Below are 15,895 nucleotides of genomic sequence, written 5' to 3'. Positions count from 1 at the left end.
ACCCATGACCAGCACCGAGTTCACCGCCGACGTCGCCACCTCCGACGCCGCCGCCCCCGTGTTCATCCCGGCTCCGGTGACGCCCTACCAGGGGGACATCGCCCGTTACTGGGATGGCGAGGCCAGGCCCGTGAACCTGCGTCTCGGCGATGTCGACGGCCTGTACCACCACCACTACGGCATCGGCGCCGTCGACCACGCCGCCCTCGGCGACACCGACGACAGCGAATACGAGAAGAAGCTGATCGCCGAGTTGCACCGCCTGGAGTCGGCGCAGGCCGAACTCCTCCTGGACCACCTCGGGTCCATCGAGCGCGACGACACGCTCGTGGACGCCGGATGCGGCCGCGGCGGCTCGATGGTCATGGCCCACCAGCGCTTCGGGTGCACGGTGCGGGGCGTCACGCTGTCGGCCAAGCAGGCCGATTTCGCCAATCGGCGTGCCCACGAACTCGGTATCGACGACCACGTCAGTGCCCGCGTCTGCAACATGCTCGGTACGCCCTTCGAGACCGGGCAGGCCGCGGCCTCGTGGAACAACGAGTCGAGCATGTACGTCGACCTGCACGACCTCTTCGCCGAGCACGCCCGCATCCTCTCGGTGGGCGGCCGCTACGTGACCATCACCGGCTGCTGGAACCCGCGGTACGGCCAGCCCTCGAAGTGGGTGTCCCAGATCAACGCGCACTTCGAGTGCAACATCCACTCCCGCCGGGAGTATCTGCGCGCCATGGCCGACAACCGCCTCGTACCGCAGGCCGTCGTCGACCTCACTCCCGCGACCCTCCCCTACTGGGAGCTGCGGGCCACGTCCTCCCTGGTCACCGGCATCGAGGAAGCGTTCATCAACTCCTACAAGGACGGCTCCTTCCAGTACTTCCTGATCGCAGCCGACCGCGTCTGACCGCCTGTAGGCGAGCAGGGCCGGACCCGTCCCCGACGGGCCCGGCCCTTCGGCTATCCGGTCCGGCGGTGGTCGCGGTGGCCGGGCGGGAGCTCAGTGGCGTGAGGTGGTCTTGCGGTAGCCGAAGGGGCCGGGGAGGTCCATCGACGTCGTCTTGCGGCCGGTGGAGGAGTAGGTGCGCTTGGCGTCGCCCTTTCCGACCGTGAGGGAGACGGACTTGCGGTTGATGTTGAGGCGGACGCCGGGGAACACGCGGAAGCTCTTGCGGAAGGTGACGGGCACGGGAACTCCTTTCCTCGGCTTTCGGGTTCCCCGCGGGCACGGGAGTACGCGGGCCGGGCGGATGGAGACGCGTCGAGGACAGCGGGGTGACGGGCGGGTCACGCCTGTGCTGGCACCCTGCGTCGGGAAGTACGTGCCGTGGGAGGTGCCGTCCGATGCCACCGCCGAAGGCCCTCGCGCTGCGGCCAAGGGCGTCGAAGAGGGGTCCGAAGAGGGTTCCCGCCCCGGCACAGGAACGGCCGGACGTACGCGGGCCCGCGCGGCCCCCGTTTCCCGCGTCCAACGCGTCCAACGCGGCGGTATCGGCGGCACTGGCCGGTGGGCGCGGGCCGGCGCCGCTGCCGCATGCCGGGCAGAACACGGTCGGCAACAGCGCGGTCGCGGCGGCTCGCCGTACCGAACCGGCGGCGCCGTTGGAGGCGGAGGCGCCGGAGGCTGCCGCGGCCTCCGGGGGTGGGCCGGAGGCGGCGGCGCGGCCCGGGCCGGACGGAGATCCGAAGTTCGCGGCGCTCAAGAAGGACGTACGGCGCAAGAAGCGCTCGGTGGCGGCCTCGCACCCGCCTCCCAGGACCGAAGCGGCGGCGGCGCAGGACGCGGCCCGGCCGCCCAAGGACGACGAAGAGGCGCAGGGCAAGACCGCCAACGCCGAGAAGATGAACGAGGCCGAGCCGAAGGAGTTCGACAAGGCCGCGTTCATCAGGGCGGTCGAAAAGGCGATCGCCGAGAAGGCGCCGAAGAACCTCGACGAGGCGGACAAGTTCGCCGACTCCGGCAAGGCCGATGAGGTGCGGGCGGAGGTGCAGGGCCAGGTCGGCCAGGGCAAGTCGGACTCCGCCGAGCAGATCGCCACCACGACCGCCGCGCCGCCGGACACCTCGGCGGCGGTGCCCAAGACCGTCGTCCCCATGACCGCCGACCGGCCGCCCGGGACCCCGGGGGCGCCGAATCCGGCGAACGCCGTACCGGACAGGCTGCCGCCGTCGGCCACCGACATGTCCGCGGGGCCTGCCCAGGTCGACCAGCGGATGGCGGACGCGCAGGTCACCGAGGCACAGTTGCAGAAGTCCAACGAGCCGACGTTCGGCAAGGCGCTGGGCGAGAAGAAGGCCGCCGAGCGGCATTCCGCGGTGGCCCCCGGGCGGTTGCGCAAGTATGAGGCGGGCGAGCTGCACGCGTCCACCGCGCGGGCGAAGCGGATCGGCGCCGCGGCCATGGGTGCGATGGGTGCCCACCGGGTGCGCACCGGGCAGCAGGTCGGCGCGGGCAAGTCCGGCGCCAAGGGCCGGGACGAGGACAAGCGGGCCCAGGTCACGGCGGTTCTGCAAGGCGTCTTCGACACGATGAAGAAGGACGTCGAGTCCATCCTCGACGGGCTCGACAAGCTGGTCGACGACCAGTTCGGCAGGGACGAGAAGGCGGCCCGTGACGACTTCACCGCAGAGCACAAGCGGAAGATGGAGGAGTACAAGGACCGGCGGTACTCGGGTGCGACGGGCAAACTGCGCTGGGTGCGGGACCTGTTCGCGGGGCTGCCCGCGGAAGCCGACAAGATCTTCGAGGAGGCCCGCGACCACTACGTCCGCCGGATGCGGCAGGTGATCTCCGACGTCGCCGACACCATCGGCGGGGAGCTGAACCGGGCGAAGCGGCGTATCGCGCAGGGCCGGGGCGAGTTGCAGGCCGCGGTGCGGGGGCTGCCGGCCGATCTGCGGTCGATCGGGCAGCAGGCGGCCGCCGAGTTCACCGACAAGTTCGACGAACTCACGCAGTCCGTGGACGACAAGGGCACCCAGCTCGTCGACACGCTGGCCACCAAGTACACCGATGCGCTGAAGTCGGTCGACGACGAGATCGCCACGGAGAAGGAGAAGAACAAGGGCCTCGTCGACAAGGCCGTGGAAGCGGTCAAGTCCGTGATCAACACGATCCTGGAGCTGAAGCGGCTGCTGCTGTCGGTCCTCGCCAAGGCCGCGTCGGCGGTCATGCTGATCCTCAAGGACCCGATCGGTTTCCTGCGCAATCTGGTCTCGGCCGTCGGCGCCGGTCTGCGGCAGTTCCTGCAGAACATCGGACACCATTTGCAACAGGGCATCCTCTCGTGGCTGCTGGGCAAGACGGCCGAGGCGGGCATCGAGGTGCCGTCGAAGTTCGACGCCCAGGGTGTCCTGCGGATGCTCGCCTCGGTGCTCGGGCTGACCTGGGGAAACGTCCGCGCCCGGATCGTGCGCAAGGTACCGACGATGGAACCGGCGGTCACGGCGGCCGAGACCTCGGTGCCGCTGGTCGCGGAGGTCCGCAAGCGGGGCGTCGCGGGGATGTGGGACGACCTCAAGACGCGGGTGGGCGACCTGAAGAAGGAGCTGCTCGACAAGGTCATCGCGTATGTGACGCCCACGATCATCGAGGCCGGGATCATGTGGGTCCTCTCGCTGCTCAACCCCGCGTCGGCGTTCGTCCGAGCGGTGAAGCTGATCATCGACTTCGTGCGCTTCATCGTCACCCAGGCACGCCAGATCTTCGAGTTCGTGAGCGCCATCCTGGATGCGGTGATCGCCATCGCCAAGGGTGGCAGCGGTGGCGTACCGGGCCTGATCGAACGCGCCTTGGCCCGCTCCATCCCGGTCCTGCTGGGCGTCCTGGCGGCAGTCCTGGGCGTGGGCGGTATCGCCGCCCGGGTGAAGCAGATCGTCCAGGCGATGTCCAAGCCGGTGAACCGGGCGGTGGACTGGGTGATCGACAAGATCGTGGGCCTGGTGAAGAAAATCTGGGCCAAGATCAAGTCGAAGTTCGACAAGAAGAAACCCAAACCCAAGCCGAAGACCAAGCCGAAGACCAAGCCGAAGCGGCGGCCGGGGAAGGCCAAGCGGCGGCGTCCCGACCGGCGACGGCCGAAGCGGCGGCGCGACCCGAAGAAGAAGCGGCCGGACAAGAAGCGACCGGACAAGCGGACCGCGGCGGCCAAGAAGCGTGCCCTCGACGCCGCCGTGCGGGACGCGACACATCTCCTCAACGAGGAGTCGGCGACGGTCAAGTCCGTACAGCGCGGGCTCCCGGCCATCAAGCGGCGGCACCACCTCACCCGCATCCGGCTCAAGAAGGTGACCGGGGACAAGTACCGCATCAAGGTGGCCATCAACCCGGAGGCGGAGACCCCGGTCGAGGACCTGGGCGAGAAGTTCCCCTACAAGATCGGTCCGGCCGAGGGAAACTTCAAGATCAGGAAGCATGGGAAGGCGGTCGACCAGCTCAACCCGATCAAGAAGCTTCCCATGGCGGGGAGCGACCGGCGGACCGGCTTCGTCGTCAATATGGCGGCCGTGCCGGGCGAGGTGAAGAAGAACCCGGGCATGGCCGCCCGCTACCTCCACGACGCCTGGAAGAGCCCGGAGACCAAGCACTTCGGCCCGGTGAGCACCGCCGTCGTGATCGGCGTCAACACCTTCGAGCACCTCGACCAGAAGGAAGACAGCAAGGTCCTCAACCAGGCCATCGACGCGGTCAAGCGGCCGGTCAAGCTCATCATGGCCGTGTTCGGCTTCATCTGGACGCCCAAGTGGCTCCACAAGGACGGCCATGAGGTCCCCATGTCGGAGGTGCGCAAGAAGTACCGGAAGCTGACGAACGACGAGAAGCGCGTGGCCGAGAAACACGAGAAGGGCCTGCGCGACAAGGGCGCGCTCCCCTACGGCCTCTTCCGCGAGGAGGTGACCAACTCCTCGTACACCCGCGAGGCGACGGCCATCCTGTCGCACGCCAACGACCAGGTCCACATCCTGGGCCAGGACGCCGACACCGGGGTCGCGGTGTCCGAGACGACGGGCGTCCTCGCCGCGTACAAGCAGATCCTGGACACGATGGAGAGCCATCCGCAGATCACGATCGGCGGCTACCACTTCAAGGGCTTCAACTGGAGCCCGGAGGGCGACCAGCGCCCCAAGCAGCTCACCCTGCTCGCCAACGAACTGGACCGGGCGATCCGGGTCGTCATCGGCAAGCGGTTCCCGCAGATGCTCTACCCGACCGAGCCGAACATGCTGATCAAGGCGTGGGACCGGCACCGGCCGGACGGCCTCTTCCAGAACAGCCGGCTGGCCGCCCTGCGGCGCGTCCAGGGCGGGCTCTACGGGATCGGCAGCGCGGAGGGGCGTACCCTGCGCATCCGGTACATGGAGGTCTTCGGCGAGGCGCTGCCCGTCGCCTACGCCCCCGGGGCGTCCACCACCACGAGCCCGGAGCCGGGCGACCGGGACCGCGGGCTGGCCCGGGAGCCAGGGGACGTCCATCTGGCCGCCCGGGGCAAGATGCGGGGCAAGGGCGGTGCGGAGGAAGCCATCCGCGTCGCGCACCGGATGTACGCGCTCATCATCCAGTCGCAGTCCTACACCAGCGCCCACACCCTCTCCCGGGAGTACTTCTACGCGAATCCCGGGCTGTCCAAGAGGCTGCGGTTCTCGCTGCGGGACAGCGTCTTCGTCCACGTCGAGAACGTCGCCATGCTCATGGCCGACAACCCCAGGCTGACCGCGCAGAGCGCGAGCGTCCAGGCGGAGCTGCAGCGGCTGTCGGAGGCCGTCGACCGGCTCGTCCAGGGCTCGGGCGGCGACGAGCGTCGCAAACAGGCCGTCCAGCGGGCCCGCGATCTGACCTCGGACATCATCAAGGCGATGACCGCCCCCGAGCTGCACACCTACTGGGAGAGTGTCCGCACGGCCCTCGACGAGGCCATGAAGGACGCGCCGGAGAGCGGAGGAGAGCAGCGGTGAACCCGGAGAGTGTCGGACGGCTGCGGGAGGCGGCGTCGCGCGACGACTACGCCTCGATGGCTCGCCTGGCGCGGGCGCTGTACGGGAGCGGGCTGGGGCCGCGCGAGGTGCTGCGCGAGGCTTACGGCGCCGACTTCCCCGAAGAGGTGTTCGTCATCGTCACCGCCGGGCTGTCCTCCCTCGACCTGCTGGCCTACTTCACCAATCAACCCTGGCAGCTGGCCATCCCGCCCGCGCAGGGCGGTCCCGCCGAGGTACCCGGTCCGCTGGCCGACACCGAACTGCTGGTGCTGGCCCTGGATCCCGGTCTGCTGCCGCTGGTGCAGATTCCGGCGGCCACCTCCGCCGGGGACGATCACATCGTGTGCTACCGGACCGAGGAACTGCGGGCGGGCCGCGCCACGGCCTTCTGCCTCCGCTCGGCGGCCTACCCCTACAGCGAGGTACGGGACGCCGAGGCGGTGCGCTGCGGGGATTCCCTGCTCGACGTGTTGCACGAGGTGCACGCCGACGAGGCGCGCAGGCTCGACGAGGAATCACGTCAGCCGTGGAACCGGGGCGCGGGATCGGTGGACCGCGGGGAGGTGGAGGAGGCGCGCGCATCCCTCACACTGGTCGAGGAGCTGCGGCGGAAGGCGGCCGGGCGTCAGGAGGGCTGAGCGGCCTTCGGCGGCGCCACCACCGCCACCACGACCGGCGGGGGCGGGACCGGACTCGTCTGGGCCGCCGCGCCCGCCACGGCCGCGTTGCCCACCTGGTTCTGGCCCGCCGTCAGGAGCCGTTCGAGCGGAGTCGGGGGCTGTGGCGCGGCGGGGGCGGGGGCCGGGGTCTGGCGGGTGGCCGTCGCCGTCTCCTGCGGCCGTGCCGGTGGGACGGGGGCCACCAGGCGGTGCAGGGAGAGCGGGGGTTCGGTGGGCAGCATCGGCGGTCACCCCTGGGTCGCGTCGTCGAGAAAGTGGGCGTGGGGGCCCAGTTCGGCCGGGCGGAGCAGGCGCGCCTCGCGCTGGAACTGGCGTGCCACGCCGCGGACGATGTGGCGCATCCCGATCGTAGCGCTGTCGCCGTCCGCGGCGGAGAGGGCGGCGGTGCGGGCCGCCGCGGTGATGCCCGCGCCGGTCATGTCGAGACGCGCCAGGGTGTCCAGGTCCACGCCGGGGGCGAGCGGGGCCTCCTGGGGGAAGGCGAGGCGCCACAGTCTGCGGCGTTCGGCGGCGGCCGGGCGGGGGAAGTGGACGACGAAGTGGAAGCGGCGGGTGAACGCCGGGTCGATGTTGTCCTTCAGGTTGCTGGTGAGGATCACCAGACCGTCGCTGGCCTCCAGGCGCTGCAGGAGGTAGCCGACTTCCAGGTTGGCGTAGCGGTCGGTGCCGTGCTTGACCTCGCCGCGCTTGCCGAACAGGGCGTCGGCCTCGTCGAAGAGCAGCACCGCCTGGCTCTCCTCGGCCTGCCGGAACGCGGTCTCCATGTTCTTCTCGGTCTCCCCCACCCATTTGGAGACGACCTGGGCGAGGTCCACCTTGAGCAGTTCCAGGCCCAGCATGCCGGTGACGATCTCGGCGGACATGGTCTTGCCGGTTCCGGGCTCCCCGGTGAAGAGCGCCTTGACCCCGCCGTGTCCCGAGCGGCGGGCGAAGCCCCAGCTCTCGGCGATCCGGGGCCAGGCGCGGAAGGCCGAGGCGATCTCCAGGATCTGGCGGAACTGGACGTCGGGCAGGACCAGGTCGTCGACGGTGCGGCGGGGCACGATGGAGTGGACGGCGCTGCCGCTGCGTCCGCGGGTGACGGTGGCGATGGCGGGTCCGACGTGGTCGGCGACCGGCTCCGGGTGTCCGTTTCCGGCCAGGCGGGCCCCGGCGTCCGCCACCGAGGCGACGGCGCGCAGTTCGCCGCCGCTCATCCGGTACCGGACGGCGAGGTCTTCGAGGAGCGGCCCGTCCAGGTCCGGGAGCGCGGCCGACCACATCGCCCGCCGGTCGGTGAACTCCGGTGCGGGCACCGTGAGTTCGGCGTAGGCGCGGGCGGCGAGCAGACCCGAGGGGCGCCAGGGCTTCAGACCGGTCAGGCACACCGGCACACGCGAGCGCAGCAGCGCGGCACAGACCGCGTCGGCGTGGGGCCGTTGCTGCTCGCCGTGCAGGTCGTCGGTGGCGATCCACAGCACCGCGCCCAGCGCGGCGGCCGTCCGCAGGTCGTTCTCGGGGTCGGCGGTCAGGGTCCGCAGCGGTGCTCCGGCGGCCCGGGCCAGCGCCTGGACGGCGTCGAGCTGGCCGCCGGGCGGGCAGCCCCACAGCCCGGCCAGGTCGATGTCGCCGCGGCCGAGCGCGCGGCCCAGCCGGATGAGCCGGTCCGAGGACAGGTACGGGGACAGGACGCGCGGTTCGGGTGGCGCGACGTCGCCGGGGTCGTGGCCGAGCAGTCCGACGTCGCCGCCCCAGCCCAGCAGGAAGTCCAGCAGCCCGGGGCCGAGGATCAGTTCCTGGGCCAGCTCGACGGCGGCCTCGCCGTGCGCGCGCAGCAGACCGTAGCGGCGCAGGGGTCCGGCCGGGCCGAGGGAGCGGCGCAGGGCGAGGCGGGCGGGCGCGCTGTCCGCGCCGGTGCCCGCGCCCACGGTGACCAGCAGTTCGACGCTGGGCAGGCGGCGGTTGAGGTTATCCACGATGTAGGCGTAGATCCGCTCGTAGCCGCGGTCCAGCTCGGGCGCGGCGACCAGCAGCAGCGCGTCCTGTTCGGCGCGGGTCAGGCCGAACCGGGTGGCGAGGGCGTCCAGGGGCAGGGTGGTGCCCTCGGCGGCCGCGCGCCGCCGCAGGTCGCGTTCGGGCTCCGGCTCCTGTTGGCGGGCGGCGTACGGTGCGGCCATGGTGTCGGTGAAGGCGTGCACCTCGCCGAGGAGTACGCCGACCTGTTCGTCGGTGACGCAGTACGGGGTGAGGTCCGGCCGGGTGAGCCGGGCCGCGAGCCGGGCCTGGCCTTCGACGGCGGCGTGCAGTGCCCGGTGTGCGTCGGCCAGTCGGATGCGCAGATGCTCCACCGCTGGTTCGCCCATATGTCTCACCCGGCCGAGAAGGTCAGGGTCCGGCCGCCCAGCCAGACCACGTCGGGCACGTCGGCCAGCAGGCCGCCGCGCAGGAGGTCGGCGTGGCGCCGTCCCATCGGTACGCGGACCCGGACGGACGCGGGCTCGAACCGCACTGTGGCCTCCAGGTCGGCGAACCGGTGCAGGGCCAGGAGCGGATCTGGTGTCTCGCGGTCGCGCCAGAGCGTCCAGGCGATCGTGGACAGGCCGAGCGCCGCGGCCAGGGTGACGGTGCGTTCCAGACCGCCGTCCGGCGCGAGCGGTACTGCCCGGCGCTCGGCGACCAGGGCGGTGACCAGGCCCGTGAACCGCTCCGCGTGGGCGGGCAGTTCGGCGGCGTGGCGCGGGTCCGGGGCGGCGCCCGCGGCGGTCCACAGCGGGGTGCGCCAGGGCAGCCGCGCCACCGGATCGCCGCGCAGCGGCCGTACTCCGGTGAGGAACGGCACGCCTCCCGACGCCAGGTCGCGCAGGGTGCCGGGGGGCAAGGGTCCGTCGCAGAGCAGTACGGTCGGCCGTCCGCACGCCTGCCAGTGCGGCAGCAGCCCGGCGGCGTCGGCGGCCCAGGCGATGGGGAACATGCCCTGGGCGTCGACGAGGAGCAGCGCGTCGTCGGCACCGGTGATCAGGAGCGGGTCGGCGGGGTCGTGGCCGCGGCACACCGAGAGCGCCAGGACGCCATCGAGGACCGGGAGCGCGGGGCGCACCCGGCGGGCGAAGGCGGTCAGGTGTTCTTCGGCGACGGGTGGACGGAGCCCGGCGAAGGCGGCCGCGGCGTCGCCGTCGCGTTCGGTGCGGCGCCAGCCGCGTGCGGTCGCGCCCAGCACTTTGTACGCGAGGGCCGCCGCGAACAGCGGTGCGTCCTCGGCGAGTTCGAGGCCTGCCAGGGCGGGTCCGATCGCGTCGAGGTATCCGATGCGGGCCAGGGGCCCGGCGAGCAGGAAGGGCAGCGCGGACCACACCCGTACCTCGTCGGTGGTGCGGGGCGTGACGCTGCCGCCCGCCGTCCCGGGCGGGGCCGCGGTGGTGTCGTCCGGTGTGACGACCGGCGCCGCGGCGGTGACGGACGGCTCCTCACCGGGTGGCTCCTCACCGGGTGGGCCGGTCAGGGTCCGGACCAGCCGCAGCGCCTCCTCGGGGGCCGCGGACGCCAGGTGGGCGGCGAGCACCCGGGGCAGGTCGGCACCGTCGGTGTGCGCGGCCATGGCGCGCAGCGGCTCCGGCAGCGCCTCGGCGGGCCCTGCCGCGAGGGCCCGCCCGACGAGTTCGGTCAGCAGTCGGGCGGCCGTTGGGTCGTCGGCGCCGAGGAGGGCGGGCAGATACGCCCGTACGGATTGGTCCGGCAGCAGCGCGAGCAGCGCGTCCAGTTCGCCGCGCTCGGCGAGTTCGGCGAAGAGCGCGGCGGCGCTCGGGGCGGTCCACGGGGCGGGCGCCGCCGCGAAGGACTCTTCCAGCGACATGTCATCGGTATCGGCGCCGGGCGCGTCGGTGGGGATCTCCACCACCGGCACGGGCGCGAAGTGGACCTCGACGGGCAACCCACCGCTCGCTGTCCCGCCGGGGCTTCCCGCCCGGCCCGCCCGGCCCGCCCGGCCCGCCCGGACGGTGACGGTCAGCGGTTCGGTGATCTCCACGTCCGGTCCGTCCCTCCCCAGCCGCTCGGCGAAGTGGTCCGCCAGCAGCTCCGGGAGGGCGTCGACCACGTGGCGGACCAGGCCGCGTGGATCGGGCCCCCAGCTCCACCCACCGCGCCGGACCACCGTCACGGTGCAGCGGTGCACCGTGATCTCGCCGGTCTCGTCACTTTCGCCGGTCGAGCCGTTCGAGCCGGTGGCCGACGCGGTGGGGGCGTTCATGTCACGACCTTCCTCTCCAGGCGGCCCGCCCAGCCCGCCGCGAGCACCAGCACACCGTGCGTACTGCCCGCGACGAGGGTCACCGGCAGTTTCACCTGGGTCTGCTGGGCGGGGATCTCCCCGCCCAGCACATGGGTGTTCTGCTCGTCGGACACCAGGGCGACCACGGGCGTGGGGCGGGCCACGGCGATCCGCACGGTGATGGTGAGGCCGTCCGTGGCCAGCGCGATGCCCTCGGTCCACGACGGGAGGCGCAGCAGCGCCGGTTTGGGTTTGTTGTCGGTCGTCACCTCGACCGCGAAGGCCAACGGCTCGGCGAGGGCGCCCGGTTCGTCGTCCACGGCCGCCACGGCCAGCTCCCTGGCGCTCAGCGGAAGGGTCGCGACGCGGCCTTCGCCCAGGGAGACGCGCAGCGGCAGCGCGGGCCCGACGAGGTCGGCCGCCTCGGCCGGGGCTCCGGTGCCGGTACGGGTGCCGGTCAGGGCCAGTGCGCCCACGACGTGGCCGGTGTCGGCCGCGTACACCACGGAAAGAGCCATCGTCAGCCACCGCCGTTCGTTGGTGCGACCGTCGCCACGACGAGGAAGTCCACCGCGCCGGGCTCTTCGACGACCTTGGCCGGGGTCACCAGGGGGTTGTACAGGCGCACCCGGCACCGGACCCGCCGGTCGCCGTCCACGGTGGCCTCCACCGGGCTGTACAGCGTCGCCTCCGGCAGGGGCGGGGTGCGCGGGGTCAGCTGGACATGGATGACGACCCGGCCGTCCGCGACCTGTTCCGGGGTGATGCCGGAGGGCAGGGGCAGCAGCATCCCGTCGGTGGCGGTCCCGGACGCCACCAGTGTGCTTCCGGCGGGCATCCGGCCGCTGAAGCTGCCCTCGATCGTCAGGTTGCCGTTGGCGGCCAGGGTCATCAGCGGGGCGACCGTGCCGCTGCCCTGGTAGAGGCCGAAGACCAGGTTCGGTGTGTCGCCTCCGGACAGGACGAGCGCGGGCTTGCCCTCCTCGGCTTCCGCGCCCGTCCGCAGGGTCAGCGCCCCCGACCGGGCCGATACGGTGTCCGCGCGCACGCCCGCGTAGCGCACCGCCACGCTGCGCGCCGTGGTCTCGACGCCGCTGAAGTGGCCTTCCGTCCAGCGGACGTAGCCGAGCAGGACGAGCCAGCGGGCGGGCGGGTCGGCCGGTGGGTCGCCGATCGCGGGCGGCCGTTGCTCCGCGACCAGCCGCTCGTCGCCGCGGCGGCCGAAGAGGATCTGGTACGACTCCTCCACCCGGGTCTTGGTGGCGTCACCGGAGCAGGACACCGGTCCGGGCCGCTGGGTGGGTTCCCGGTCGGCGGAGGTGAGGAAGACCGGGTAGGGCTCGTCCGTCGCCTGGTCCGCGCCGTTGACCTCTTCGAAGTCGCTCTCGCGCAGCACGACCGGCGCGGTGACGACCAGCTCGCGGCCGGTCCCGTCGACGGCGATGCCCGCCGCGACGCTCACCTCGGTGTAGCGGACATTCGTCAGCGGGTCGGTACGGGGTTCGGCGGCGAGGCCGAGTCCTTCGACGACGCCCCACTCGTGCAGGTGGCGCGCGTGCCGGGCGGCGTTCGCGCGCGCGTACCCGACCGTGGCCGACAGGTCGGCGGCGGCGAGTACCTGGCCCTCGTGGAAGGCGGGGCGCAGCGGGCCCGTCATGGTGTCTCACCGGGCTTCTGGGTACGGGGGCGGGGCGACCGGGCGCGTTTGGCCGGGGGTTTGGCGGACTCGTCCGCACCGTCCGGCGCGGCGTCGGGTGCCGGGTCGGGGGCCGGGGCCGCTCCCCCGGCCGCGCCCGGGTCCGGTGCCGGGTCCGGTGTGCCGTCGTGCGGCCCGAGGTGTTCCTCCAAGTGGGCCATCTGCGTTTCGGTGCTGCCCAGGTGGGCGCGGAGGCCCTCCACGGCGGCGGTGAGATCGGCGACCTGTGTCCTGAGCCGGGCGAGTTCCCGCATGCTGTCGGTGACTTCGCTGGGGGTTGTGTAGACCTGTTCGTGCAGCGCCTTGGGCGGTGTCTCGCCGGGCGCGGGGGTGAGCAGCAGGGACAGCATCTCCTCCAGGTCCCCGCCGCGCGGCCAGTCGCCGAGCAGTGCGTCGGCATAGGGGCGCGCCACCGGGCCCTCCGTCGGGAGCGTGGGCTGCTGGTACCGCGGCAGGGGCGCGCAGCACACGCGTTCGGCGAGTTCGCGCAGCCGGTAGAGCTTGGGCAGCCACTCGCCGTAGGCCGAGCCGCCCGGCAGCACCTGTTCCCGGGTGGCGGAGCAGACGCGTACGACATCGCAGCCGTCCAGCTCCACCTGGGCGAGGAGGACGTCGGTGTCGGTGCAGTCGCCGCACGGCGGGTTCAGCGTGGCGCACGCCGCGTCGGTCAGGAACCGGCGCATCGCAGTGGCCAGTGCCGTGGCCGCTTCGGCGATCTGCCGCACCTCGGCGATGGACGCGGTCTCGGTGCTGTCCGGTGGCGGGGCCGGCAGCGGCGGCGGTACATCGGCGGCGGCGACGTCGCCGCGCAGCGCGCAGTCGGCGAGGCCGTCGGCCTGGTCCAGGCGGCAGAGCAGCCACTCGCGGATCAGGCCGAGGTCCGCGCGGAACTCCACCCGCAGCGCGTGGCCGAGCGGGGTGCCCTGGGCGAGCATGCGCACTTCCAGTGGCGCGTCCGGGTCGCCGCGCTCCGGTACGACGCGGGCCGCGGTCTCGGTGACGGTGGCGTGGGCGATCGTACGGCGCAACGGATCGGGCCACGCGGCTTCCATGTCGGCGCCGCGGAGCCGTTCGCACGCCGTGCCCAGGACGCCGCGGGCCTCCCGCACGGTGGCGAGGTCCGGGTAGTTCTGCCTGAGGTAGTCCTGCCCGGCCGGGTCGTACGTGTCGAACCGGGCGACGGCGGCGGCGAGCCCGCGCACATGCTCGGCCATCTCACAGGCCGTCGGCGGGAGCGGGGAGCCCTCGCCGCCCGCGTTCTCGCGCAGCCAGGCGAGGGCGGTGGCGTACCGCTGCGCGTCGGCGGCGTCGAAGCGGAAGGTGCGGCCGACGCCGGACGACGCGAGGAACAGGGCGTCGGCGTACATGGCCAGCCGCCGGTCGCGGATGCGGGCCCGGTCCGCCCTCGGGAGGTCGCCGATGCTCGCGAGGAGCCGGGTGCCGGGGTTGTGACGGTGGTCCTCGGCGTCGTCGCACTTGACGACGAAGCGGAAGCCCTCCTGAATCCTGGAGGGCACACATCCCGGTGAGGGGCAGGGCTCCTCCGTGGCGTACGGGGCCACCGGTTCGACGGGAAGCTCCTGGTAGCGCACGTAGAGCCCGTAGCGGCGGCCCCCCTCGTCGTCGCACGGCTCCCCGCAGTCCACGCCGAGGGCGCCGATGCGCCGCTCCCGTACCAGGGCGGTGATGTCGACGCGTTCGGTGCAGGACACGACGATGTCGTTTCCGGCGCAGTCGAGGGCGTGTCCGGGATGGACTGCCACGGTTCCACCGCCGCACGGGTCACAGGTCACGCCGAGGCCGCAGATGACTCCCGGCCCGTACAGGGACCGGTTGTGCAGTCTGCGCTTCGCCGTCGTGTAGTCGAGCAGCAGGCTGAGATCGTCCTCGGTCAGCAGTTGCCCTGCGAAGAAGCGAGGACGTACGAAGGCGGACGTCCGGGTGGCGTCGCCACCGCAGCCGCATCCGCAGTCTGTTCGCATGATCAGCGCTCCTTCACAAAGAACCAGCTCTCGAAAACGTCCCCGCCCGCACCGGTGCCGGACGTCCAGGGGCCGATGCCCGAGGGCGGGAGGTCGCAGCCGCCGTGCGCGGCCGACCGGGTGTGGTGGTCGTCGATGGTCGGTACGCGCCCGCCGACGTGGGTGCCGTCGACCGGGCGGCAGCAGCGGTCGAGGATGAACGCGGCACGGACGGTGATCAGTACGCGGTCGCCGTCCTGCAAGGTCTCGCGGGTGGTCTGGCGGTAGCGGAACCGCTCGGTGAACTCGGCGCAGTCGCCGTCGGGTTCGGGGTCCGCTCCGGTGGCGGACGCGGTGGCCGACGCAGTGTCCGGTTCGGTGTCCGGTTCCGCGAATTTGCCGCCCATGTACCAGGTGGAGGCGTTGCGCCCGCTGCCGCCCTCGATCACCTGGATCTCCACCACGCCGGGCCGCAGCGTGTCGGTCCGTACGCCGGAGGAGAACCGCACCACGAGGCCGCCGTCCTCGTCCTGGGTGCCGAGGAGGGCCTTGGCCTCGTCGATGGTGTAGGTGTATCCGTGGACCCAGTTGATGCCAGTGATCACGGTGGGCACGTGGCGGCCGAACGGGCGGCATACGTTCATATGGATCTGGTCGCACCGCACCGGCTCGTGCCAGTCCACGCAGTCGATCCTGGCCAGCCACAGCACCTTGTGCTCGCAGGCCGAGCAGCAGGTGTCGCAGCGTTCGTCCGCCGGGGGTTCGCACCCGGTGACCCGCACCGTGTAGCACTCCTCCGTCCAGCCGAACTCGCAGTCGGAGGTGTCCGCGCAGGCGTCGTTGTAGACGGCGCGTGTGGGCTCGACGGGCCGCTCGGCGTATTCGACGCCGACCCAGACGGTGTCGGTGTCGCGCTCGTGCGGGGGCAGCGCCTTCCACAGGTCGATCACGCAGCCGCCGCGCACCACGACCTCGTTGCCGTCGCAGTCCACACCGAGGCCGGGGCTGATCGTCACCTTGGCCCGGCGCCGGGTCTGCGTCCGGCCGGTCTGGTCGCTCTGGTCGGCCGGTGGCGTCCCGGCGTCGGCCGGTGGCGGGCAGTCGTCCTCGTCCCGCGGCGCCGGTTCCACGTACAGGCCGCACACCACGCCGTAGCCGAGCAGTGCGCGCATCCGCAGCTTCAACTTCTCGCGGTGGTAGTCCTGTTCGCGCTGGAAGTCCCGCGCGCCCAGCATCTGGCCGTGGAAGTACCGCAGCCGCCGCAGCGGCGGCGCGTCGAACCCCGCCGTGCCCGACCGTGATGTGCCCGACCGTGATGTATCTGTCTCCGTCATGCCCCGTC

At 72.3% G+C, this 15,895-nt stretch carries 11 protein-coding genes; 3 read left to right on the top strand and 8 right to left on the bottom strand.

Annotated elements, in window-relative coordinates:
• Nucleotides 1-4 precede the first annotated feature (4 nt).
• Nucleotides 5-904: a geranyl diphosphate 2-C-methyltransferase gene (locus tag ABZ370_RS14655; RefSeq protein WP_358620161.1), complete on the top strand. Its 900-nt coding sequence runs from the start codon at nt 5-7 to the stop codon at nt 902-904.
• Nucleotides 905-997: 93 nt separating this feature from the next.
• Here ABZ370_RS14655 and ABZ370_RS14650 read toward each other — a convergent pair whose 3' ends face one another.
• Complete coding sequence (locus ABZ370_RS14650) at nt 998-1,186, bottom strand: DUF4236 domain-containing protein (protein WP_358620159.1); 189 nt, start codon at nt 1,184-1,186, stop codon at nt 998-1,000.
• A gap of 155 nt (nt 1,187-1,341) precedes the next feature.
• On the opposite strand from ABZ370_RS14650, the gene ABZ370_RS14645 reads away from it, so the two are divergent.
• Nucleotides 1,342-5,949 carry a hypothetical protein gene (locus ABZ370_RS14645; RefSeq protein ID WP_358620158.1) on the top strand — a complete coding sequence of 1,536 codons (4,608 nt, stop codon included), beginning with the start codon at nt 1,342-1,344 and terminating at the stop codon, nt 5,947-5,949.
• The gene (locus tag ABZ370_RS14640) at nt 5,946-6,608 is read left to right on the top strand and encodes a hypothetical protein (protein WP_358620156.1); all 663 of its coding nucleotides are present in this window, start codon (nt 5,946-5,948) and stop codon (nt 6,606-6,608) included. Before ABZ370_RS14645 ends, ABZ370_RS14640 begins: the two co-directional genes overlap by 4 nt.
• On the opposite strand, the gene ABZ370_RS14635 is transcribed toward ABZ370_RS14640, so the two are convergent.
• Genes ABZ370_RS14635 through ABZ370_RS14605 form a run of 7 tightly spaced genes read right to left on the bottom strand, consistent with a single transcriptional unit; the run spans nt 6,596 to nt 15,887 of the window.
• On the bottom strand, nt 6,596-6,871 hold the full coding sequence (locus tag ABZ370_RS14635) for a hypothetical protein (RefSeq protein ID WP_358620154.1): 276 nt from the start codon (nt 6,869-6,871) through the stop codon (nt 6,596-6,598). The genes ABZ370_RS14640 and ABZ370_RS14635 overlap by 13 nt on opposite strands.
• A gap of 6 nt (nt 6,872-6,877) precedes the next feature.
• Nucleotides 6,878-8,992, bottom strand: a complete 2,115-nt coding sequence (locus ABZ370_RS14630) for an ATP-binding protein (RefSeq protein ID WP_358620153.1) — start codon at nt 8,990-8,992, stop codon at nt 6,878-6,880.
• A 5-nt stretch (nt 8,993-8,997) separates the two neighbouring features.
• Nucleotides 8,998-10,875, bottom strand: a complete 1,878-nt coding sequence (locus ABZ370_RS14625; protein ID WP_358620151.1) for a hypothetical protein — start codon at nt 10,873-10,875, stop codon at nt 8,998-9,000.
• Entirely contained in the window at nt 10,872-11,414 is a 543-nt protein-coding gene (locus ABZ370_RS14620; RefSeq protein ID WP_358620149.1) for a hypothetical protein, read from the bottom strand. Before ABZ370_RS14620 ends, ABZ370_RS14625 begins: the two co-directional genes overlap by 4 nt.
• Nucleotides 11,415-11,416: 2 nt before the next feature.
• Nucleotides 11,417-12,553 carry a hypothetical protein gene (locus tag ABZ370_RS14615; RefSeq protein ID WP_358620148.1) on the bottom strand — a complete coding sequence of 379 codons (1,137 nt, stop codon included), beginning with the start codon at nt 12,551-12,553 and terminating at the stop codon, nt 11,417-11,419.
• On the bottom strand, nt 12,550-14,574 hold the full coding sequence (locus ABZ370_RS14610) for a hypothetical protein (RefSeq protein WP_358620147.1): 2,025 nt from the start codon (nt 14,572-14,574) through the stop codon (nt 12,550-12,552). The genes ABZ370_RS14615 and ABZ370_RS14610 overlap by 4 nt, the downstream gene beginning before the upstream one ends.
• A 2-nt stretch (nt 14,575-14,576) precedes the next feature.
• On the bottom strand, nt 14,577-15,887 hold the full coding sequence (locus ABZ370_RS14605; RefSeq protein ID WP_358620146.1) for a hypothetical protein: 1,311 nt from the start codon (nt 15,885-15,887) through the stop codon (nt 14,577-14,579).
• Nucleotides 15,888-15,895 lie beyond the last annotated feature (8 nt).

It is taken from the genome of Streptomyces sp. NPDC005962 (assembly GCF_040629205.1).
Classification (GTDB): Bacteria; Actinomycetota; Actinomycetes; order Streptomycetales; family Streptomycetaceae; genus Streptomyces.
The sequence above is the reverse complement of the archived record's forward strand: the minus strand, read 5'-3'. Positions and strand labels throughout refer to the sequence as shown.